This window comes from Halomonas sp. ATBC28 (assembly GCF_005937175.1).
GTDB lineage: Bacteria > Pseudomonadota > Gammaproteobacteria > Pseudomonadales > Halomonadaceae > Vreelandella > Vreelandella titanicae.
In genome coordinates this window covers 362986-385738 of sequence record NZ_VCQL01000001.1, presented here as the reverse complement: position 1 = coordinate 385738, position 22753 = coordinate 362986, and the positions used below count along the sequence as shown (strand labels likewise).

Here is a 22753-nt window from a genome sequence, read left to right as displayed (position 1 = left end):
AGCCTCTGATTATAACGAACCCACACCCAAGGATGCAGTGTTATGAGTGCATTTTTAAATGACGAACGCGCAAACCCAGTGCCGCCAGCCACGCAAAGTAGAGCGAGCCGCCCAGTATCACTAACCCGGTGACCCAGCTTATCCGTTGCCAAAGGCCAAACGCGAGCCAAGCCTGCCAGTCGGGCGCAATAAAATAGAGGGCCGCGCACATTAGCCCGCTGCCACCTAGTAACTGCACCGAATAGCGCTTCCAGCCCGGCTGAAAGACCAACACTCCCTGCTTATGCAGTAAGTAACCCAGCAGGCCCGCGTTCAAGAACGCAGAAAGCGCGGTGGCTAACGCCAATCCGGCATGGGCCAGCGGCCAAATCAGCAGTAGGTTAAACACCATATTAGCGACCATGGCGATAATGCCTACCTTCACCGGGGTTTTGGTGTCTTGGCGAGCAAAAAATCCCGGTGCCAATACTTTGATCAGCATAAAGGCTACCAAGCCAAAGGCATAAGCACGCAGACTCATGGCCGCCATCTGTATGTCGTTGTCGGTCATCGCTCCGTAATGAAACAGCGTGATTAACAGCGGCTCGGCCAGCACCGCCAGCGCCAGTGCCGCGGGCAAGCCTAACAGCAATACAATACGGATCGCCCAATCAAGCATCGCAGCAAAGTGCTCCTTGGACTGGTCAGCATGGCGTTTAGAAAGTGCCGGTAAAATCACCGTCCCAATGGCCACCCCAAACACGCCCAGCGGCAGTTCCACTAAGCGATCCGAGTAGTAAAGCCACGACACGCTGCCCGCCGCCAGCAATGACGCCAAAACGGTATCCAACAGCAGGTTAATTTGCGATACCGATACCCCAAACAGCGCAGGCCCCATGAGTTTCAGTATGCGCCGCACTCCCTCATGAGAAAAATTAGGCCAGGGCGTGGGCATCAATCCCAAGCGCAGTAAAAACGGCACCTGAAAAACCAACTGGGCCGCTCCGGCGATCAACACGCCCCAGGCGAGCGCCATGGCGGGCTCTTCCATTAGCGGCATTAAAAACAGTGCCGCACCAATCAGTGAAAGGTTAAGCAGCACCGGGGTAAACGCGGGAACCGCAAAGCGGTTCCAGGTATTCAGTACGCTACCGGAAAACGCGGTGAGCGAAATCAGCAGTAAATAGGGAAATGTTAAGCGCAGCATATCCGCGGTCAGCGCCAGCTTGTCCGGTTCACTGCCAAACCCAGGGGCAAATACCCAAATCAGCCACGGCGCACAGAGCATCGCCACGGCGGTAATTAGCGCCAGCACCGCCGTTAAGCTACCGGCAGTGGCATTCAGCAGCGCGCGTATCTCCTCCCGGCTACGCTGGGTGGAGTACTCTGAGAGCACGGGTACGAAAGCCTGGTTGAAAGCCCCTTCAGCAAACAGACGGCGCAGAAAGTTAGGGATCTTAAACGCCACGAAAAACGCATCGGCGCCATCCCCTGCCCCTAAGAAGGTAGCGATAACCACATCACGCGCCAGCCCCATCACTCTCGACAGCATGGTCATGGCACTGACTACAAGCCCCGAGCGCATTAGCCCGCGACGCACGACTGTGGTGCCTAGGGATGTGTTGGGTGCTTTCTTCGCTGTCATAAGCTATCCAGAAAAATCATCTAGAAAAATCATCCAGACACAAAAAAACCGGCCGCAGCCGGTTTTTTTATGGCGCCTGCCGGCTTACGCCGCCAGTGCCTTAATACGCTTGTTCAAACGGCTCTTCAGGCGAGCTGCTTTCTTCTTAGACAGCACGTCTTTGTCTGCAATACGGTCAACGACCGGTTGCATTGCCTTGAACTCTTCCATTGCCTTAGCGTGGTCGCCGGTGCTGATCGCTTTCACTACACGCTTGATGTAGGTGCGGACCATGCTGCGCTGGCTGGATTTCAGGACGCGACGGTTCTCGGCCTGGCGGGCGCGCTTGCGAGCTTGCTTGCTGTTCGCCACAGGGTATCTCCTTGGAGAATAAAGGTTGCCGACAAAACGGCAACGAAATTAAATATGTGTTCGTCTGCTGTGCTGCCACAGCACGACGTTTCCGCAACACGACACTTCTATAAAACCTGTTGATTTGGCAGGCGTTTTACCCTACCAAAACATATCGCGGACAGTTAAATTAAGCTGCCCGCTCACGGGTCTTGTCTGAGAGGATGGCGTAGTCTATCACGCACTTGGCGAGCTTGCTAGCTACGCCTTTACAAGTACAACGTATAACTTTAAAAGCAGGCTGCCCAGCGCAGACCTACTCAAAGGAAACATGTCAGTGTCATTGCGGCGTTTACACACTCGCTTACTACTAGCCATTTGCATACCGTTGATACTCGTATCGACAACGTTGCTGCCTGTGCTCCATGTCCATATGGAGTCCCGACTAGATAGCCTGCATACCGAAGCAGATGCCTTATTGAAAGCTGGCCAGGAGGCACTAACCCGCGATATTAATGAAAGCCTAAATTACGCGCTGGCGATTGCCGAAATGCCTGCGTTAAGGCGGTACCTGGTAGCACAGGACAACTCGTCGATATCAGCCCAGCCTTATTCGCTTAGCGACTTATCGCAACTTTCAACCTTTCTAAACACGTTGATCAGCCACAACCCTCGCTATACCAAGCTGGTACTCATTGATAATCATGGCAGCGAAGTACTCCGTGCACCTAAAAGTATTCAAACGGGGCCCCGCGTGAATGCCAATCATCATGCCTATACCGACTATTTCAAAGGAGCCTCTTCACTGCAGCCACGCGATCTTTATATCTCGCCACCGGGCCGTAACCTCCAATTCGAGCTAATGGGTCGCGACGTGATTCCTGTGGTCAATGTGTCGACACCCGTTTTTGATGCCATGGGGGAACGCCGTGGCGTGGTGCTTTTGAGCCTCAATTGGGATTACCTTACCAGCGCCCTACGTCAGGCCATGTTGCTTGACCAAGATGCCAATGCGATTTTAATCGACGCCCAAGGACGATGGCTGCTCGATGAAGGCCTCCCGCCATTAAATACGACGAGCTTTGGCAGCGATTTTGCCGCCCTTTCTCCTCTCTATTGGCAAGCCATGCAGCAGCGCAACACTGGTCATGCCAAGGTCGATGGTCAGCTATTACGCTTTCAGACTGAAGATATACGCACTCAGCGCTACCGTAGCCTAGCGGGTACTGTTTTCAGCGAAAACGCTTACTACCCTTGGAAGCTGGGCGTGACATTACCACTACCTACTTGGCGATCCTTAATAGAAGAAGAGACCACCGTGCTCTGGTTTCTACTGTTGACCTACGGTGTCGCCGTCGCCTTTGGAATATTCTGGGCTCTCAGCAGCCAGCGTCAGCGCCAGCTACGTAGGGCGGCTCAGCGCCACGCTCATGAAGTCAGCGATCTTTATGAAAACGCCCCCTGTGGCTACCACTCGCTCGATACCACAGGGCGAGTGATCAAAATGAACCGCACCGAGCTCGCTTGGCTAGGCTACACCGACGAAGAAGTTATTGGTCACATCACTTACCGAGAATTGATCACGCCAGAAACCTGCGATCAGTTTGATAAAGCTTTCGCAAACGTTAAACAAAATCAACCCAGTAGCGCTGAATGCAGCCTGCTAACCCGAAACGGCGAGCAGCGTCACGTCATGATTCAAGCCTCAGCCTTCTGCCGCAATGGTCAGTTTGTGCATTCGCGCGCTACCGTCTTTGACCTTACCGAGCGCAAAGAGCTGGAAGAGAAACTACGCGCCCAAGCTATGACCGACCCCTTAACGGGGGTCTTCAATCGGCGCTATTTACAGGCCCAAGCAACGACTGAAATATCCCGGGCGCGAAGGCAAAATCTCCCAATCGCGCTCATCGCCATTGATATTGACCACTTTAAGCACATTAACGATACGTACGGACATGATGCAGGCGATGACGTACTGAAAAACTTCACCAAAATAGTAACCAAACTGCTTCGACAGGAAGACTTGCTATGCCGAGTGGGCGGCGAAGAGTTTGCTATTTTGCTTCCCAACACCTCACTTTCTCAAGCGGAACAGGTGGCCGAGCGAATACGCAGAACAACGGCAGCTACCCCCATTAACGTCACAGCTGAGCACGCCGAACAGGCACTTTGGCTGACTGCTTCGCTAGGGGTAACGACTATTCTAGACAACGAAAAAGCACTTAAGCCTGCCCTAAAACGTGCTGATATAGGGTTATATCAGGCTAAAGAAAACGGCCGTAATCAAGTAGTCGTTAACGCGGCGTAGCAGGATTACGTGCTCGAAGGTACAGCTTACACAGCCAAAACACTGCTGTAATTGCCAATTATGGGTACTTCGATATAGTGCGCAGAATAAACATGACCACTAGCGCTTACTATCCAGTGCTTGAACTATAATATGATAGCAAGATACAAGCAACGAGGTGAGCCCATGGCGATTAAACCTGATTAAGAACAACGACTTGCAGCCCAATCGACGCGTCACACGCGACGCGCTTATCAGGTCTCGTTGAGCAGCGGTCAACACATAGTGGAAATCGTCGACGGTGAACCTGTTGAAACACGTCCCGATGGCAGCACACAGGTTCTGAAGAAAGCGCCTCCTAAGCATAAAGCTCCCATAGGAATGAAACTCAAGGTTACCTAATGGATGAGACACCCCGCTTGCGGATGTTTGCTGGGCCCAATGGCCTGAACTCAACCAACAATTGCAGCACGAGCGTGCCACCAGTCCAAATTCGCCAGCGCGTATTGCAAATCGTCCCAGCATGTTCGTCGTCCAGAGTGCCTGATAACTCAAGCCCGGCTCGTAGATAGGCGCAACTCCACACCCAACCAACCATTGACATCTGCAATCAACCCTACTACATTTTATCCATGGAATAGGGCAGGAGCGTATGGATGATCAAGGGCTAGATACTTTATTAGCGCTGGATGGAACTCAGTACGGCATCCAAGGTGATTTTTGGGTCAAGTTTGAGGTGCGGCGAGTCAAGGCAACACCGAACATCCCCCATGGAATAAAATATAGCTTGACCTTGCATCATAAGAGCGGGACACGGCTACTTGGCTTTGACAACGCACATGCTCCAAAAATCAAACGCCGAAAGTTTGCGGGACGACGCGAAGAGTGGGATCACAGCCATTATCGCAGCGTTGTCAGTGATTACTTCTTTGATTCTGCGGCTCACTTAATTGAAGACTTTTGGAAGCATGTCGACGAAATACTCCGAGAGGAAGGAATATGACAACCGTCAAGATCGGCATCATGAACCGTGATGAATTCCGTGAGCGCACAATCTCAATTGCCAAAGGTTTCTATAAACCTGCTCCTGATGAGCCTAAGGTATGGTTTGATAGTGTCGAGTCCATGTCTCGTCTGTTAAACACGAAAAACCTTGAACTTCTGAAAACGATTCGGCGCTGCAAGCCGCAATCATTAGGGGAGCTTGCTGAGATAACCGGGCGTCGAAAAGAAAGTTTGAGTCGCACCATTAAAAAGATGGGCGCTTATGGCTTAGTGGAAATCCAAGAAGGCCCCCGACATGCCAAGACCCCTGTGGTTACTGCCGATAGCTTTGAAGTCACGTTAATGTAAAAAGTGCAAAACAAGCTTTTTTCTTAGCGGTGCACCGCGGACAGTAACTGTATTCAGCATTTAAGGCACGGCTTGCCCCGAAGGCGCTAAAATTTTGCGCAAGAAGTGACGCGTTCGATCATCTTTCGGCGCAGTGAACAACTCCTCTGGTGGGGCTTGCTCGACGATGCCGCCTTCGTCCATAAACACCACTCGGTCTGCCACATCCCGGGCGAACTGCATCTCGTGGGTGACCACGATCATCGTCTGGCGTTCTACTGCTAACTGCTTCATCAGGCTCAATACCTCCTCTACCCACTGAGGGTCAAGTGAAGAGGTGGGCTCGTCAAACAGAATTACATCAGCATTGGCCGCCATCGCCCGACCAATACCCACCCGCTGCTGCTGACCGCCGGAGAGCGAAGCAGGGTAAGCATCCGCTTTATCCGCCAAGCCAATGCGCTCAAGAATCTCCCTGGCGCGGGCGTGGGCCTTAGTTTTCGGTAACTTATCCACCACGATCATCCCCTCGCTGATATTCTCCAGCGCGGTTTTGTTAGCGAACAGGCCGTAGTTCTGAAATACAAAGGCGGTACGCCGGCGCAGTGCCAGGATATCAGCCCGGCTGGCACGCTGGGTATCAACACTCAGATCCCCCACCTGCAAACGGCCTGCATCAGGGCGCTCAAGAAAGTTAATGCAGCGCAGCAACGTCGACTTACCCGTCCCGGAAGGCCCAATGATCACAATGATCTCGCCCTGAGCAAGGCTCAAGTCGATATCTTTAAACACCGTATGGCTACTAAAACGCTTGGTGATGCCTTGCAGCGAAATCATCGTTGGTAGGCCTTATTCAGATAAATTTCTAACCGGCGCTGCCCCCAAGAGAGCACTTCCACAATCGCCCAATAAATCAGCGCCACCAGCAGGAATGCTTCTAAATAGAGAAAGCTGCCCGCGGCCTCTTTTTGGGTAGCGCCCATTAACTCGGTCACCCCCAGCGTAAAGGCCAACGAGGTCGCTTTGATCATATCGATGAAATAGTTCATTAGCGTCGGCGTTGCCACACGAGTGGCCTGGGGCAAAATGATACGCCGCATTAACTGCGACTGAGTCATCCCGATGGAGAGCGCGGCTTCCGTCTGGCTGCGATCAATCCCGACAATCGCCGCACGAATAGACTCGGCCATGTAAGCAGAGAAGTGCAGCGTCAGGCCTAGCACGGCGGCGGTAACGCCGGTAATCGAGATTAACGCGCTGATCAACTGCGGCAAGCCATAGTAGAAAAGAAATAGCTGAACTAGCAGCGGCGTACCTCGGAAAAAAGAGATAAACAGCAGCGAGAAACCATTCAGGAACGGCACTTTTGATACGCGAACCACCGCCAGCAGGCACGCCAGAATCAGCGCAAAGAACATGGCAATCGTTGCCATTTGAAGGGTGAGTGGCAAGTAGCGCAGCAGAACCGGCAACAGCCCCCACATATATTCAAGATTAAGCATATCAAGATCGCTTATAAGCAAACGGCCGTGGCAATGCCACGGCCGCGTTATACGGATGATCCCAGCGGTTAGGGCTGAGTGATATCACTATTAAACCACTTTTCCGATATCTCGCGCAGCTCACCGTTTTCGCGAAGTTCAGCAAGGGCTGCGTCTACACGGTCGCGTTGCTCGCGGCCCGCTTCGTCGTCACGGAAGGGTAATGCGTTCTCAATGGTCGAGAAAGGCTGGCCCGCCAGCTCTAACGGCAGGCCTTTCTCTTTAATGACCTGCGTAGCACTAACACGATCCATCACAAAGGCTTCTACCCGGCCCAATGCCACATCCTGCTCGATATTGGACTCATAGGTGCGAATGTCGATTTCATCGGCGTTCGGCTGCTCACGCAGTAACTGCTCGTAGTTCGAGCCCAGGTTGACGGCCACGCTTTTGCCAGACAAATCCTCAACGCCCTGAATAGTATCATTACCTGCCTTTACGACGACCTGAGCACCGTCATACACGTAAGGCGAAGTGAACACATACTTCGCTTCGCGCTCTGGGGTAATGGTGATCTGATTGGCAATGGTGTCGATACGGCCAGATTCAAGCATCCCCGCCAGGCCCGAGAAACTCGCCGTGACGAACTCGATATCATCACCGGTGATTTCACCCACGGCATTCATGACATCAACTTCAAAACCCTTAAGCTCATCCTGCTCCACGAAGGTAAAGGGGAAGTAACCGCCGGACATGCCCACACGGAGCGTATCGGCTTGGGCAGCGACTGATAGCACACCACCTACCATGCTAAGTGAAAGAGCAGCAACGGTTCTTTTCCAGCGGCGTAGATTGGCCATTATTACTTTCCTCTGTGAATACAAATAATCTGATGTAGATATGGGCGCGGGAGTAAGAATATCATTCAAGATATCATCAAAAAAGAAATAATAAACTGCCTCTTTATATTCTTTTGGAATTAATATCGACTATAGCCGCTATGTAAATAGGATGACAACGGTTAAACAGAAAGCGTCTCCACATCAAACCCGACTATTTGGCGTTGCTCACGAGAGAACTCGACACCCACCAAGTGAATCAGCTTGCCTGCGGCGCGATACTTGTCAGCGTAGCCTTTGGTTTTAATCTGCTCTAGCGCCTTACCTTCGGGTAGCTGTTCCACCACCTTGAACTCAAACAAATAAACGTGCCCAGCAAAGTCCACCGTCATATCCACCTTGCCAAAGTGGCTGGCATCCTCCACCGTGACGCCCACGCCCAAAGCGGCAAAATGGCTATAGAAGACACTCGCATAATGTCCCTCATACTGAGCGATGGGATTGTTGCGGTACCAGTCGTGAGGCAGCCCGGCATAAAGGGCTTTGAGGTGATTTTCAAGTCCCGCTAAATCGTGCGTTTGCAGCACCTCTAATAGCGCCAACTGGTAGGTTTGTAGCTCGTTATCACGAAGTCCTAAAACGGGCAACAGCACCTCATTCAGGCTGCTTTCCACTTCCTGGTTGGGAAAGCCTAGCGTGTAAAGTTGATACCCCACCATCGGCTCTGTGAGCTGCTTAATCGTGAGGTAACCGGTCTGAAACAGCAGCCCTTCCGTGGTGATGTCATCGACATCAAAACGCCCTAATAGCTGCGCTTTGGCTTGCAGCTTATCCAGACGAGGGCTGAACACCCCTCGCTGCTTCAGAATATCGATTAAAAAAGTCGGTGTAGCGCTCTCAAACCAATAGGCACCAAACTGACGTTTTTGAAACAGCAACAACACGTCAAAGGGATTATAAACGGCGGTGACTTCCTGGCCGCCCCAACGGTAGCCGTTATACCAGTGCTTGATTTGAGCACGATCCAACCCCGGCAGCTCTGGGGCAAAGACCGTATCGACATCCTCATCGGTATAGCCGCAAATCGTCGCGTAAGGCGCATCAAGCGTAATGTCGTTAAGATTATTCAGCCCCGAAAACAAGCTAACCTTGCTGAACTTAGACACTCCGGTGAGCAGCACAAAGCGTAAGTGCGGGTCAGCGTCTTTGAGCACGCTGTAGAAGTTTTTCAGCCCTTCGCGCAGCTCGCGAGCTCGCTCGGGAACTAAAATATTATCGAGAATGGGCTTATCGTATTCATCGATCAGTACCACTGCACGCTGTCCAAACGTCTGATGCGCACGGTGAATCAGATCCGAAAAGTCATTAGCAATCAGCTCGGGGCGCTCGCTGACAATCCCCAGGCGTTCGCGATACTGAGAAAGTTGATAGCGAATATGAGTATCCAAATCTTCACGGCTGGCTAAATGGCCATCGGAAAAACTAATACGAATTACCGGATGCTGAGCTTGCCAATCCCATTTATCGTGAATATATAGCCCCTCAAACAGCGTCTCACGGCCTTCAAACAAGCAGCGCAGAGTGTCTAACAACAGGCTTTTTCCAAAACGGCGCGGGCGGGAAAGGAAGAAGTAACCACCTTCTTCAACCAACCGGTGAAGTAATGGCGTTTTATCGACATAATAATAACCGCCTGTGCGCAACTTATCGAAAGCCTGAACGCCAATCGGCAGTTTGAGATGGTTTGCGGTGGGTATTTCAGCGGACATGGCAACCTCAAGCAGCAGGTATTCTATGCCTCAGCATAACACGCACAGCACTGTGCTCTATCTAAAGACGATTACTAGGCCGGTGCTTACCCTGTAAACAGCTTTTTAGCTTCGTACGATCAATCAAGCATCGCCTGGGTATACTCGCGCTGCTGCTTCACGGCATCATCCAAAATCGCCAGCAGCGTTTCATAGTCCCCCGGCATGCCATCGTTCATGCCTGTTTTCTCAAAGCGCTTAAGCGTGGCTTGAGTTTCATCGATGACGGTTTGCAGCTCATCGATAACGTGCTCATATTCCTCTGACGTCATCAGGGCACCTGGTCGATTAGAGGGTTTCCAGAATGGCAACGCCTTCAGGGGTAGCGCCTTCCCACGGTGTGACATTCAGTCCCGTAACGTCGGCGTTCTCTGGGCCGCTGGGGACGGCATCGCACAGCGGTTGTAAGTGCTCAAGCGTGCCGTGAATCACCGCTTCGACACTGCCATCGGCTAGGTTACGCACCCAGCCTGCCAGCTCACGTTGTGTTAGCTCATCGGCCAGCCACTGTCGGTAGCCTACGTCCTGAACCGTGCCGGTTATCGCCAAGTGCAGGGTTAAGAGCGTCTCCGGTGCCATGTCTTTTTTTGGTGGCGTGGGCAATTCAAACGCCCAGGGCGCCACCCCCGCTTTTTCGCAAAGTCGTTCATGCGCAAGCTCGGCTTGTTGATCGGTGCCATCTGCTTCATCCACCAACTCGGCGCTGTGGATCAACGGGCGTTTCAGGCGATCCGCCACATGCGATGCCATACGTAACGCGGTATGATTGGCGTCTGTGTCTTCAATGATGTTCAGCACAACATCCACCGCCGGTAGCTTGCGTAAAAGCTCGGGCGTATTTTCTAACGTATCTACAAACAGCTCGACCCGTGTGATGTGCGCGGCATCCAGCCCGCCGGGCAGGTGGCGATGGCCTTGCACCAAAGCATAGCGGAACTGCTGAGTATCAAACCGCCACTGGGAAGCGGCGGCATTACGCAGCACCAGCACGCGCAGTTTTTCTTCACGCTCGGCGTTGATAACGATAAACGGCCGCTTAAGCAAGGCGCGACGCGCCCACAGGTCGCCCTGGGTGGGGTAACCCGCCTCGTGGTACATGGCGGCTAGCTGAAACAGCCCTTGGGCGTTACTCGGGCGCAGCGCCACCAACCGGTGCATTGCGCTTAAAGCGGCGCGGTCGTGCCCTAGCTGTGCATGCAAACGCGCCAGACGCTCATGGACTTCCGGGTGATTGGGTAACTGATACGAGGCACTCAATAGCGAGGAAAGCGCTTCCTGTGGTTTGCCATGCTGCATCTGCAACGTGCCCGCCAGTAACAACGCCTGCGGGTTCGCCGGGTCTTGCTGTTGCAGCGTTGCCAACAAGGTAACGGCCAGTTCGGTTTGGTCGTGGGCCAGCGCCGTACGGATATTATCCAGCTGTTGTTGCGACTGCTGCGCCAACGGCGAAGGCGGCATAGCGGCTTGCCGACGCTGGCGGGCGGTGTTCGGTGATTTGTTCGACGTGCGAGCCATCTAGTAATCCTGTGGGCGAGCGCTACCGGCGCTGTGTAAAGGTGGCTCGATAGTAGCAAACAATGGGATGATAGGTGCCAGACTTAGCTAATCAGCAGGTAGGAAATCGCTTCAGCGGACGAGGGGTTTGCCTATTCCCCAAGATCCAGTGCTGTGTCATGGCGAGGAGCGCAGCGACGTGGTCATCTCTGGCTTGACCGGCCCCCATGATTACTTCACTGCGTACCGAGCCGGTTTAAGCAATCATTCAGGAACCTGACATATAGCCTCTTTCTCTTAATACTCTCCGCGCAACTCCCTTCTCGCTCTCTGAGTTGCTCGTAAAACCTTTGCTTTTTATTATTTTTACAAGCTCTTCATCAGGTTTTTGCTCATATTCTTGCTTGAGTTCTTTGAGCTCACCGGCTTTTTGCTCAATACCGTTAGAGACTACCGTAGCAGTATTTCCAAGGAATTTTGCGGTTTTGTAGCTGACCTCACCAAACTTGTTCCAAAATCCCATAGCGCCTCCCTATAAATTCACAGCTAACTTAGCAACCATCGTGCACTTCGAGTTTAGCGATCTGGACAAGTCCGCTTATCATGTTGATAGCTACCGCAAACACTACACCGCCTAGCATCCGGGCATGTTTGTACATTATGACCGGTTCGGCCACAGCCAGAGCAGCGTGACGGTTTTGGGCAATTCCTTGCCGTATGACTTCCTGATCCACAAATCGAACATGCCATCTTGCAATATCTCCCTCAAAGCATAAAAACGGGGCCTTTCGGCCCCGTTATATATCGCTCAATTAGCTTTGGAGCTAACCAATTAACCCAGCAGAGAAAGAACGTTCTGCGGAATTTGGTTGGCCTGGGCCAATACGGAAGTACCGGCCTGCTGCAGGATCTGTGCGCGCGTCATGTTGGCTACTTCTGTTGCGTAGTCAGCATCTTCGATGCGCGAACGGGCAGCAGAGAGGTTAGTCTCGTTGGTGCTCAGATTGGTGATGGCAGACTCGAAACGGTTCTGGATCGCACCGAGGTCAGAGCGCAGCGTATCAACGCGTGCCAAGGCAGAATCAAGTGCAGCCAGCGGATCTTCTGTTGCTGTGCCGTTGCTAACTTCGTCAAGCGTCAGAGAACCGTCTGCTTGGGCAAAAATCACATTGGCAGCGCCATCAGTGATTTTGCCATTGTCGTTGGCATAAACGGTCGCAGTTGCTCCCGTGGCTCCTGAGGTTAGTGAATAATCACCCTCAAAACCAGAGGTATAAGTCGCGTCTCCACCAGTTACAAGGCCTTCACTTACAACATTAGCAGCACTGACAAAGTACTGATCGCCAGTGGTACCAGTAGTGTCCCCATCAAAATCCACACTGTAGGTATTTGTTGTGTCATTGGTTACTGCGTTCTGTAGAGACTCAAAGTCAGTAACTTCATTTTCAGTGTCGATAAGACCTGAAGTAGCAGTGGTACTTTGCTTGTAAACAGTTCCGTCTGAAGTGGTAATACTGCCTGTGCTTGTACCGGTTGCGATTTCACCCAGCTCAGTAACCAGATCATCGATTGTCGCTTGGCTACCGCCAGCACTGGTTTCACTCAAATCCATAGTCCCGGTAGCACCAGTCAGGTACAGGTTTTCACCGGTATCAGCATTGGTAAGTGTGCCGGATGAGGAGATATTAACCCGAGTGGAAGCGCCGCCAAGTTCAACAGTGACGGTATTGGTTTCACCAGCGCCTGGTGTCAGACCCAAGTCGCTGTCAAAACCTGTTAGTGCAACATCCGCTTGATCAAAGCTGAAGGAATTAGAGGATTCATCAAATTCATAGACTGTGCTAGTGGCAATATTTGTCACTTGACCACCATTTTCAATATTGGCAAAAACATCGCCAACTGAAGAGGCCGAATTGAAAGTGGTATTTTCATACTCGCCCGGCGTTGCAGTTTCTGCGAAGCCTTTCGCCAGAAGATTCTGGATTGAGGCTTCCGTGTTTTTCGTGCCAGTATCGTTTACGTTAAAGCCATTCAAGTTCAAGGTCTGGGCATTGATCTGTTCAAGGTTGATGGAAATTTGCTCGCCATCGTTAGCGCCCACTTGAATTTTCAGAGCGTTATCTTCCTGCAACACCTTGGTACCGTTGAAGTCGGTTTCGTCAGAGATACGGTTGATCTCTTCCATGCGCTGATTGATTTCACCCTGGATTGAATCAAGGTCAGATTTACTATTGGTGCCATTCTGCGCCTGCACTGTCAGCTCACGAACACGCTGCAGGTTATCATTAATCTGGTTCAAGCCGCCTTCAGCAGTCTGCGCCATGGAAATACCATCATTGGCGTTACGCTGAGCCTGACCCAGACCAGTAATCTGTGCAGTCATTCTGTTGGCGATGGCCTGGCCGGCTGCGTCATCCTTAGCGCTGTTAATGCGTAAACCTGAGGATAGACGCTCCATAGAGGTTTGCAAACTGCTCTGGGACTTGCTCAGATTTTGCTGGCCGATCATTGATGTGATGTTGGTATTGATCACTGACATGGGGTGATTCTCCTTGCTTTGGACACTGGCCCTGAGGCCCGCTTTCGGCCACCTTGTGTGCCGTTATATTAATTAACGGCACCACAGGGGGATTCTTTAGGGGAAGTCGTAAAAAAAGATGTAAAAGTAGGTAACTGAATAGTGGCAGTTTTTATTCTTGGGCCAGCAAAAACTGGAAGCTTGAGATTGCCTCACAGCGTTCGCAATAATAACGCGGAGCTAAAGTAGCCTCACACAACGACAAAACAGCGCTGAGCGCTGTTTTGTCGTATTTAAACAACATATGCTGAGATTGCCCTACTTTTTACGGCCTAGCTGAGCATCCAATGCATCAAATTGCTGGGTGAGGTAAGAGCTCATACTGTTCATTTGAGCAACCATCACATCCAACTGACTAAACTGGCTGCGATAACGGGCAATGGTGCCTTCAATATTTTTCTCCATGCGCTCATACCGGGTGTCCAGACTTTTTACCCGGTTTTCTGCACCGGTAATAGCACCTTTAAGAACTCCATTAGCGCCCAGCATCTGTTCAATAGATGCCCCTAGCTTACCTGCTAAGCCCCCTTCCTTTGCACCTCCGGCAAAGAAGGCGCTTAGCGCTTGAGGGTTATTCGCTACCAAATCACTAAGTTTAGCGTCATCCACTTTTAGCGTACCGTCCCGCTGCAATGAAATACCGAGTTGGCTAAGGGTGGATAACTCGCCTCCTTCTTCACCGCTGGTCAGTGCGCTACGCAGGCGTGTCTCGATGGTGCGCACGGCGCTGTCGCCTAATAGCTTACCCACGGTGTCACTTTCGGCATTAAATGCTGTCAATGTGCCGATGGTGCCTTTTAAGTCATTAAACGCTTTGACAAAGCCGTTAATCGCTTCACGCTGTTTTAGTGTATCTCGCTCGATGTTTACCGTGCTGGAGGCCGTTTCACCTTCCGCGATACTCAGTTCAGCAAGGTTGAGCGTTACACCTTGAATAGCGCCTTCGATTTGGTTCTTAGCACTGCTAATCGCTATACCATTAACGGTTAGCACCGCATCTTGACCCTGGCGCTTAGCACCTATCTCTGTTGCTTCAGCGAATGGGCCGGTTACGGCTACATCTGCGCCATCTGCAAAGCTAAAACTATCGATCGAGGCCTCCACGCCAGTGGCTTTAGAACTTAGTGCCAGCCGATAACCTGTACCATCATTAATGATGGTTGCATTTACGCCTGACGCTTTATCGGCGTTGATTGCATCACGGATGCTATTGAGCGTGCTATCGGCAGCGATGGCAATATCCACTGAGTCACCGCTGCCAAAGGTAAGCTTGAGCTTAGTAGCGCCTTGCAAGTCGAGAATCTGATCTTTCTCGTTTACCCGACCGGAAGCAATCGTGCCTGAAGTCGCCAGTTGGCTGACTTCTACACGGTAACTACCCGGCAACGCATCCGCCGTGGTAGTGGCTTTAATCGTATCACCACGCACATTGGCGGAAAGGCTTTGGTAGAGCTTAGGGTCATTTATTTTTGCCACTGAATCTTGAAACGCGTTCAGTGAACTCTGTAACTGACCATAAGCGGAGATTTTGGCTTGCTGGTCTTTTTTTTGCTGGGTGATAGGAGCGAGCTTGCCACGCTCTGCTTCTTGTAGTTGATCCAGCAGGCCGGTCAAGTCAAGACCAGAACCAACGCCTAGGGAGGTTATCGTCGCCATGCAGGGGGTCCTCAGTGCAAAAGGCTAAACCAATCGGGTGCGCTTACCACTTAGAGCTAGCGCAAAAATTTTAGTAATAGATTTATCGGCCAAAAAGAGGGCAGCTTTAGCGCCTTTTCTTCCGCTAACTTAGTTATTTTATACTTATCAATAAAAACGCCTGCTTCAATAGCGCAGGCGTTTTGTAATGGCCACTAGCCGTTGGTTAGGTATCAATCACGGCCTAGCTGTGCATCCAAGGCATCAAACTGCTGCGTAAGATAGCTACTGGTCTGGTTCATTTGCGCAATCATGCCATCTAACTGACCAAACTGGGCTCGATAACGAGAAATCGTTTGCTCAATTGATTGTTCCATACGGGTATATTGCTCTACAAGCGATGCTTTGAGACTTTCCGCCCCAGTAATTGCACCTTCCACTCGGCCATTGGAGCTAAGCAATTGCTCAACAGTGGTATTAATTTGCCCCGCCATTCCCGCATCATCCGTATCGCCTGCGAAGAAGGTTGAAAGTGCTTCTTGGTTGTTGGTGATGGCATCGTCTAGTTTATCTCCGTCGATTTCAAGCTTGCTATACCCAAGCTCACTATCGTACTTATGCGAAATGCCGATATCACTGAGAATGGAGACCTCGCCCTCAACAGCCCCACCCAACACGCTACGCAAGCGCGATTCGACAGTGCGTACAACGCTATCGCCCAACAGCTCACCCGCCTCGCTAGTATCGGCATTGAAACTGGTTAGATCGCCAATTTTGTCTTTAAGATCGTTGTAAGCATTTACAAAACCCGTTACTGCTTCGCGAACCTTCAGCGTATCCTGCTCTACTTTAACAGTACTCTCGCCCTCTTCTTGAAGGTTCAGCGTTACGCCCTGGATAGCGCCTTCAACCTGATTAGTGGAGCTGGTGATATCAATGCCGTTAACGGTAAGCGCTGCGTCAGTACCACTTTGCAGCGTATTAGCGGTATCGGCAGTAAACGGGGCAGTACCGTCAAAACTGAAATCAGCAATAGAGGCATCTGCGCCGGTTTCGCTCGAACTAAGTGCAAGGCGGAAATTGGTACCATCATTAACAATAGTCGCGTTCACGCCAGCGCCTTCAGTGGCGTTAATTGTATCGCGAATATCTTCCAGAGTGCTGCCTGACGCTATATCGACCTCTTGAGTGGAACCATCAGCAAAGTTCAGGGTTAATTTTTGGCCAGCTGTGATTGCCTCATCGGCGGCTGTCACCCCGTCTGAAGCAAGTGTGCCGCGAGTGGCTAGAGTGTCAACGGTAACGTTATAGCTGCCTGGCTGCGCTTCCGCATCAGCAGCGGCAGTAATGGCTGAACCGCCCACATTAGTGGAGAGACTTTCGTAAAGAGCACTGTCATTGAGCGCATCAGCAGCAGTTTGAAACTGCGAGAGCGCGCTCTTCAACTGCCCGTAGGCGGAAATCTTGGTCTGCTGGGTTTCCTGCCGCGCCGCAAGCGGAACAAGCTTCTTTTCCTCAGCGTCTTGTAACTGATCCAATAAGCCGTTGAGATCCAGGCCTGAGCCAATACCAAGTGATGAAATGGAAGCCATACTTTACCGTCCTCTTTTATAACGTCATCACGCTGTTGCTTACACTGCCCGTGAAGAAATTTATCATCCTAGTAGTTAATAGCTATCGACCATTTGAAATTAAACTTAAATCTTTTTTTGCTCACCACCTAATCGTGGCTCTTCCGCCCTACCCCAATGTAACGCAACCCCGCCTCTTCAACAGCACTTGGCGTATACAAATTACGCCCATCAATGACGACTTTTTCAGCCAATTGGTCGGCTAGCCAATCAAAATCGACACTGCGAAACTCTTTCCATTCGGTGCAGATAACCAAAGCATCGGCACCTTTCACTGCCTGAATCCGGTCGCCTGCTAGCATCAGGTCATCCCGCTCGCCATAAATTCGGCGGCATTCTGCCATGGCTTCGGGATCAAATGCCTGCACCTTAGCGCCCGCTTGCCAGAGTGCTTCCATTAACGTACGGCTTGGGGCTTCACGCATATCATCCGTATTGGGTTTAAAGGCCAAGCCCCATACTGCAATGGTCTTACCGCTTAGATTGCCTAAGTTATCTTGCAGTTTTGTGAACAGGGTCTGCTTTTGGCGTAAATTCACTGACTCGACGGCGGTGAGCAGTTCCGGCATATAGCCTAATTGACGCGCGGCACGCTCTAACGCTTGGACATCTTTGGGGAAGCAGGAGCCGCCGTAGCCACAGCCAGGGTATATAAAGTGGTAGCCAATACGTGGGTCGCTGCCAATCCCTCGGCGCACGTCTTCAACGTCCACTTCGAGCCGTTCGGCAAGATTGGCGATCTCGTTCATAAAGCTGATTTTGGTGGCGAGCATGGCATTGGCGGCGTATTTGGTCAGCTCTGCGGCCCGCACGCTCATAAACATCAGCTTTTCGTGGTTGCGGTTGTAGGGGGCGTAGCACTCTTGCATATGCGCTTTCACCCGCTCGCTTTCTGTACCGACGATAATCCGCGCGCCACGGGTAAAGTCATCTATCGCCGCCCCTTCCTTCATAAACTCAGGGTTCGAACACACATCGAACGCGAGCGATACACCTCGCTGTTCGAGCACATCGCTGATAACGGCGTGGACTTTTTCCGCGGTGCCCACCGGCACGGTAGACTTATCAATCACTAGCTTATAGCTATCCATATGCTGGCCGATGGTGCGCGCCACCTCGAGCACATAGCGCAAGTCGGCACTGCCATCTTCATCGGGCGGCGTTCCCACGGCGATAAACAGCAGTTCGCCATCGGCTACCGCCTGGGCAGCGTCGGTAGTAAAGCGTAAACGGCCAGCCGCCACGTTGTGGGCAACGATAGTGCTTAGCCCTGGCTCAAAGATCGGCACCTCTCCGCCATTAAGCTGATCAATCCGATCAGCATTAACATCCATACAGGTGACTTGATGACCAACATCGGCTAAACAAGCACCTGCAACAAGGCCGACATAGCCGGTTCCGAATACACTGATATGCATGACTTATTAACTCGCTAAAATACGTGGTAGCGAGCGTAGCACATTGACCTACCGTTGATGAGTTCAATAGTGGGAGATCCTCTCTGAATTATAGACCTTGGTCTAACATCGACCTTGGTTTATAATGCGCTGCAACAAGCCCGATTTGGTGCTGACCGCAGGAGAACACACGATGCCTCCAGAAACTACGCATCCAGAAGCCACACATCCGAAACCTACGCCTCCGGGCCTTATGACTCCCGAGCTGTCAAAAGAACGTCCTTTAAAAGCGCCTTATGGGCCATCGACCACCGCAAACGTTCAACGTAGCCTTCGCCAGTGTTTATCGATTGCCGCTGAGCTGCTCTACGACAATGGCCATGTGCTCGAAACCATTACCCTGCCCCAGCGCGGCTTAGCCCGCCGTGAATTGTCGGCACTTAGTTCTGCCGCGCCCACTTGGGCAACCTGCCAACAGGTGATGGAAGCCAGTGAGGCAGCAACCTTTAATGAGTATGGTCGTTTTGTATTAACCTGCCTTGGCCGCGAATTGATGTTTGATATGTTTGGTCAAGGGGCCGCTGACTGCGCCTAATCCCTTAGTCGCCAAGCATTACTGCCCTAAACAGCTGATCAAAAAAAACGCCCATAAGCGAAAGCTTTGGGCGTTTTTTGCTTGGTCTTATGTTCTTCAAGCTCATTTTTAAAGCCTGGCCCTATAAGACCTAGTTCTATGTAGCTTAGCGCAGGCCGAGCATTGACAGAATGAACAGCACAACCACGATAAGGCCAATAATGTAGATAATATTACGCATAGGGCACTCCTTGCTTATTGCGTTTTAGGGAAATCAAAGGCTTGCTTACCCATTAGCCAACACCTCCAGCCTAGCAGGCTTTTTCTGCTTTTGCGTAATGTCGCTGCATTTCCCTCTTAGAAAGTGGCTGTATTAGCGTGGCCGCATTGATAGCGTTATCCGAGACGCTGGCGGTTCTCATCGAATGCTCGCTGAATCATTTTCTGCTGCTTGGCATCGATTTCTAATTCACGGCAAAGGGACGACCATTCGGAAAGAGCATCAAGGGTTTGCTCAATATAGAGATCCGGATTTAAGTAGCTGAAGGAAGCACAAACCTGATTGAGCTTTTTACGGGTAGCCAGGCCTGCCCCACTGAAAGATGTTGTATGCTCATCCGCGTAGCCCCGGACAGGGGCATAAGTCAGGTCATAAGCTGGCGCTAGAGTCCATCGACCTTGGTCATACAAAAAAGCGAAGTTCTTAGCGTGGTCATCGTGATTATGGGTAAGGGCGTTGAACACCATCAACCTCGCCATGCGTTCAACGTCTTCTGCGTGGCGGGTGAAAGCGTTGGTTGCTTTGAGCAGATCTGAATAGTCCAGCGATGGAGCGCTGTAATCGGCATAAAGAATGCCGCTAGCGGTCATCATATGGATTTTGCGATTACCGTTACGATCAAAACGCTGAGTAGAAAAGAATCGCTCGGTTTCCGCTGAGGAGTTGATCTCAATCAGCTTGCTCGCGGCCATTTTCACCCCAGCACGCTCTGCCAACACCGAGTAGGCGTATTCGATGGCGCCGGTGTCGCGATGCTCGGTTGGCGCACGGAATTTCACTAACCAATGTTGATAACCCGCAGGAAGTTCCTGAAAAGATGTACTGCACTGCTTACCATCAGAAGATAATGCAACGATCACCTTGGGTCGGGCACCTGCCGGGGAACCACCGGCCAGGCGCAGAGCATCAAGAGTGGCCGCGGTTTCACCTTCGTAGACAGCGTTTGCTGCCTGATAGAGTTGGGCTAGGTCAATATTATCTTCGTCAGCGGTACGCTCAATAACGGGACGATACTCCAATGCCCCCATTCCCCTGTCGGCCATATAAGCCAGCCGATTAAGAGGAGAAATATCTCTCCGGTCTTTCCCATGCTCGGTCAGGAAATAGCGATCCATGAGCAGCATTCCCCAGCCATCAGGCAGCGAGTCAGCAAATGCTCCTGGTAGACCAGCAAAAAGAAGTGGATCCGGCGCCTTCTGTGGTTGGGTAGTAAAATCCATGTTCAGAGGCGACAAATTGAAGCCTTCCGCCACCCAATGGGGGTGGTAGGCAAAGTAGATGCCCTGCCGGCTAGCGACCAGCTCCCCCACAGGATTACCCGCTAACAGCACCTCTACGGTGTTGATACGCTTCATTTTCGCCCCCGGACACGCCCTGCCTGCTTGATCTCTTCAAGTGAGATGGGGTGCTCATGCTTGAATAGCTCGGCAATTTCGCGTGTGGCACCCAGCGCTGTGGCAATGAGCACTAGGCCATCGAGAGTTATTTGCCCACTGGATTCGAATCGTTTAATGGTGGACTCAGAAATACCCGCCATCTGCGCCAAGGTTCTACGGGAAAGGTTCTGCGCCAGTCGCGCTTCTCGTGCATTGGCAGCGACCTGCTGGGACAGTTCACCAGGAGCCAGTAGAGAGTGAGTCAGGGCCATAGAAACCTCTAAATAATGGCTCATTTATAATCCATTATACACTAAAAATGATTATAAAAGATCAAATGTGATCTTTTAAGACATAGGCACTTGGCTCCAGACTCAGAAAGTACTACCTGGCCTTACTTCTAGCGGTTATCTGCTGTGGAACCTCTGCGACTTCTAAACCTCGAACCTTTGCCACTTATACCGAAGGTGTTGCGATGCGCGCTACTGCTTTGCTTGTTTCGTTTGTTGTTACTTCGTTGTTACCCACCGCCTATGCAGCCGCTAATGAACCTTCGGCAAACGCACTCCAGACGCTAGACCGGCAAACCCGCCAGCTCAACCGCGTACACAGCGTGGTAGTGGCCTACAACGGTGAGATTATCCACGAGCTTCACCAAGGTGGGCCAGGGGTGGCGTCGCCTACCAATATTAAGTCGCTGTCCAAAACGGTGCTGGCTGCCATTACTGGTGCGGCGATTGAAGCGGGAATCATTGAATCCGCTGAACAGCCTATGGTGGCGCTGTTTGGCGAGCATCTACCGCGCGGTATTGATCCACAAGTTGGGGATATCACCGTGGCGCACCTGCTCGCCCAGCAGGCTGGGCTTGAGCGCACTTCTGGCAGCAACTATGGCGCCTGGGTGGCCAGCGCCAACTGGGTGAACGATGAGATGACGCGCCCATTCGTGGATGAGCCGGGTGGGCAGATGCTCTACTCCACCGGCACCAGCCATCTACTTTCCGCCGCGCTCACCCACGCCAGCGGCGAGACGACCCATGCCCTTGCCCAGCGCCTATTGGGTGATCCGCTTAATATCACCATTCGCCCCTGGCTACGCGACCCCCAAGGGATCTACTTTGGCGGCAATGATATGCAGCTCTCGCCGCGAGCACTGATAGAGGTGGGCGAGCTGTATCGGAATGATGGCATCGTGGTTAATGAGGCAGGAGACAAGCAGCGCGTTCTGCCGGAGGGTTGGGTGGAAGAATCATGGCAACCGCGGGGTACATCGCGCTGGACTGGCGACGGATACGGCTATGGTTGGTTTATTACGCAGTTGGCAGGCGAAGACGTGTACTACGGGCGTGGCTATGGCGGTCAGGCGCTTTACGTTATTCCAGAACGTGAGATGACTGTAGTGATCACCTCAGACCCTAACCCACCCTCGCCGGGCGGGCAGTTCCAGCAGCGGTTAAACAGGCTGGTAGAAGGTTTGTTAGCTGAAAATGACGAGTAGCACAGCCAGGTCGCGGGTGCGCTTACTCGCCTTTATGGCCTAGGCTCATCAAGTAGAGCGCGGCGGCCAGCGCCAGCACTGAAAGCGCTAAGTAGATGGCTTCCAGGGGCGTGGCAAAACGGATATCCACCACGGCGCGGAAAAACTCAATGATCACCGCTAGAATCACCACCCGGGCGATTTTATCTTTCAGTTGGTCTAATGAAGCGACGTTAAACGGGTGGCGCAGATTACTCGCTTCGGCTTGGTCAATACGGGAGACAAACAGTCGGTAAACACCTAAGCCGAAAATCAGCAATACGATGGCAATCAGATAGATGTCCACCGCAATGATGATATCGGGCACCAGGCTGTCGTGAATGTCCTGGGTGCCACCCAATAGGTAGTAACCCATCACGTCGGCGACTACCTTGAAAATATCCACGGTACCGACGATAAACAGCATCAATGAACCCAATAAGCTGGGCACGACCGCCAGCATGACCAAAAAGCGCGAATTCCACAGCGCTGTTTCAATGCGTCGCTCCCAGTGGCTCTGGCTCTCGGGGGGCTTAGGCGGCGTTGAAACCGGATCAGTCATGGCATACTC

General features: G+C 51.9%; 21 protein-coding genes. 5 read left to right on the top strand and 16 right to left on the bottom strand.

Annotated elements, in window-relative coordinates:
• Positions 1 to 40: 40 nt before the first annotated feature.
• Together murJ and rpsT are read right to left on the bottom strand one after the other, a co-directional pair.
• Positions 41 to 1624, bottom strand: coding sequence for a murein biosynthesis integral membrane protein MurJ (gene murJ, locus E0L35_RS01710; RefSeq protein ID WP_212751646.1), 1584 nt, complete (start codon positions 1622 to 1624; stop codon positions 41 to 43).
• A gap of 84 nt (positions 1625 to 1708) precedes the next feature.
• Positions 1709 to 1975: a 30S ribosomal protein S20 gene (rpsT, locus tag E0L35_RS01705; protein ID WP_008959243.1), complete on the bottom strand. Its 267-nt coding sequence runs from the start codon at positions 1973 to 1975 to the stop codon at positions 1709 to 1711.
• 310 nt (positions 1976 to 2285) lie between these two features.
• Between rpsT and E0L35_RS01700 the strand changes: the two genes are divergently transcribed.
• The 3 genes from E0L35_RS01700 to E0L35_RS01690 all read left to right on the top strand — a co-directional run bounded on the left by E0L35_RS01700 (position 2286) and on the right by E0L35_RS01690 (position 5594).
• Entirely contained in the window at positions 2286 to 4262 is a 1977-nt protein-coding gene (locus tag E0L35_RS01700) for a diguanylate cyclase (RefSeq protein WP_138799420.1), read from the top strand.
• 631 nt (positions 4263 to 4893) lie between these two features.
• Positions 4894 to 5244, top strand: coding sequence for a DUF6516 family protein (locus E0L35_RS01695; protein WP_138799419.1), 351 nt, complete (start codon positions 4894 to 4896; stop codon positions 5242 to 5244).
• Positions 5241 to 5594, top strand: a complete 354-nt coding sequence (locus E0L35_RS01690) for a transcriptional regulator (RefSeq protein WP_138799418.1) — start codon at positions 5241 to 5243, stop codon at positions 5592 to 5594. The genes E0L35_RS01695 and E0L35_RS01690 overlap by 4 nt, the downstream gene beginning before the upstream one ends.
• A gap of 60 nt (positions 5595 to 5654) precedes the next feature.
• Here E0L35_RS01690 and E0L35_RS01685 read toward each other — a convergent pair whose 3' ends face one another.
• From E0L35_RS01685 to E0L35_RS01630, 11 genes are all read right to left on the bottom strand, one after another.
• On the bottom strand, positions 5655 to 6410 hold the full coding sequence (locus tag E0L35_RS01685) for an amino acid ABC transporter ATP-binding protein (RefSeq protein ID WP_138799417.1): 756 nt from the start codon (positions 6408 to 6410) through the stop codon (positions 5655 to 5657).
• Positions 6407 to 7075, bottom strand: coding sequence for an amino acid ABC transporter permease (locus E0L35_RS01680; protein ID WP_035538134.1), 669 nt, complete (start codon positions 7073 to 7075; stop codon positions 6407 to 6409). The genes E0L35_RS01685 and E0L35_RS01680 overlap by 4 nt, the downstream gene beginning before the upstream one ends.
• Positions 7076 to 7143: 68 nt before the next feature.
• Positions 7144 to 7914, bottom strand: coding sequence for an amino acid ABC transporter substrate-binding protein (locus E0L35_RS01675; RefSeq protein ID WP_138799416.1), 771 nt, complete (start codon positions 7912 to 7914; stop codon positions 7144 to 7146).
• A gap of 161 nt (positions 7915 to 8075) precedes the next feature.
• Complete coding sequence (locus E0L35_RS01670; RefSeq protein ID WP_138799415.1) at positions 8076 to 9662, bottom strand: ATP-binding protein; 1587 nt, start codon at positions 9660 to 9662, stop codon at positions 8076 to 8078.
• Between the two features lie 119 nt (positions 9663 to 9781).
• Positions 9782 to 9973 carry a hypothetical protein gene (locus E0L35_RS01665; protein ID WP_138799414.1) on the bottom strand — a complete coding sequence of 64 codons (192 nt, stop codon included), beginning with the start codon at positions 9971 to 9973 and terminating at the stop codon, positions 9782 to 9784.
• Between the two features lie 16 nt (positions 9974 to 9989).
• Positions 9990 to 11216 (bottom strand): acylphosphatase, encoded by a 1227-nt coding sequence (locus E0L35_RS26430; protein WP_212751645.1) that lies wholly within the window; start codon positions 11214 to 11216, stop codon positions 9990 to 9992.
• A 247-nt stretch (positions 11217 to 11463) separates the two neighbouring features.
• Positions 11464 to 11718, bottom strand: coding sequence for a hypothetical protein (locus tag E0L35_RS01655; RefSeq protein ID WP_138799413.1), 255 nt, complete (start codon positions 11716 to 11718; stop codon positions 11464 to 11466).
• 309 nt (positions 11719 to 12027) lie between these two features.
• Complete coding sequence (locus E0L35_RS01645; protein WP_138799411.1) at positions 12028 to 13734, bottom strand: flagellin; 1707 nt, start codon at positions 13732 to 13734, stop codon at positions 12028 to 12030.
• Between the two features lie 297 nt (positions 13735 to 14031).
• Complete coding sequence (fliD, locus tag E0L35_RS01640) at positions 14032 to 15429, bottom strand: flagellar filament capping protein FliD (RefSeq protein WP_138799410.1); 1398 nt, start codon at positions 15427 to 15429, stop codon at positions 14032 to 14034.
• Between the two features lie 212 nt (positions 15430 to 15641).
• Complete coding sequence (gene fliD, locus E0L35_RS01635) at positions 15642 to 17000, bottom strand: flagellar filament capping protein FliD (protein ID WP_138799409.1); 1359 nt, start codon at positions 16998 to 17000, stop codon at positions 15642 to 15644.
• A gap of 128 nt (positions 17001 to 17128) precedes the next feature.
• Positions 17129 to 18457: a UDP-glucose/GDP-mannose dehydrogenase family protein gene (locus tag E0L35_RS01630; protein ID WP_138799408.1), complete on the bottom strand. Its 1329-nt coding sequence runs from the start codon at positions 18455 to 18457 to the stop codon at positions 17129 to 17131.
• Positions 18458 to 18689: 232 nt separating this feature from the next.
• Between E0L35_RS01630 and E0L35_RS01625 the strand changes: the two genes are divergently transcribed.
• Positions 18690 to 19031 carry a hypothetical protein gene (locus E0L35_RS01625; RefSeq protein ID WP_027956933.1) on the top strand — a complete coding sequence of 114 codons (342 nt, stop codon included), beginning with the start codon at positions 18690 to 18692 and terminating at the stop codon, positions 19029 to 19031.
• Positions 19032 to 19406: 375 nt separating this feature from the next.
• On the opposite strand, the gene E0L35_RS01620 is transcribed toward E0L35_RS01625, so the two are convergent.
• Together E0L35_RS01620 and E0L35_RS01615 are read right to left on the bottom strand one after the other, a co-directional pair.
• Complete coding sequence (locus tag E0L35_RS01620; protein ID WP_138799407.1) at positions 19407 to 20645, bottom strand: type II toxin-antitoxin system HipA family toxin; 1239 nt, start codon at positions 20643 to 20645, stop codon at positions 19407 to 19409.
• Positions 20642 to 20962 (bottom strand): helix-turn-helix transcriptional regulator, encoded by a 321-nt coding sequence (locus E0L35_RS01615; RefSeq protein WP_249362066.1) that lies wholly within the window; start codon positions 20960 to 20962, stop codon positions 20642 to 20644. The genes E0L35_RS01620 and E0L35_RS01615 overlap by 4 nt, the downstream gene beginning before the upstream one ends.
• Positions 20963 to 21141: 179 nt before the next feature.
• Here E0L35_RS01615 and E0L35_RS01610 point away from each other — a divergent pair, with 179 nt between their 5' ends.
• Positions 21142 to 22164 (top strand): serine hydrolase, encoded by a 1023-nt coding sequence (locus tag E0L35_RS01610; RefSeq protein WP_138799406.1) that lies wholly within the window; start codon positions 21142 to 21144, stop codon positions 22162 to 22164.
• A gap of 22 nt (positions 22165 to 22186) precedes the next feature.
• Here E0L35_RS01610 and E0L35_RS01605 read toward each other — a convergent pair whose 3' ends face one another.
• Positions 22187 to 22744, bottom strand: a complete 558-nt coding sequence (locus E0L35_RS01605) for a YqhA family protein (RefSeq protein WP_138799405.1) — start codon at positions 22742 to 22744, stop codon at positions 22187 to 22189.
• Positions 22745 to 22753 lie beyond the last annotated feature (9 nt).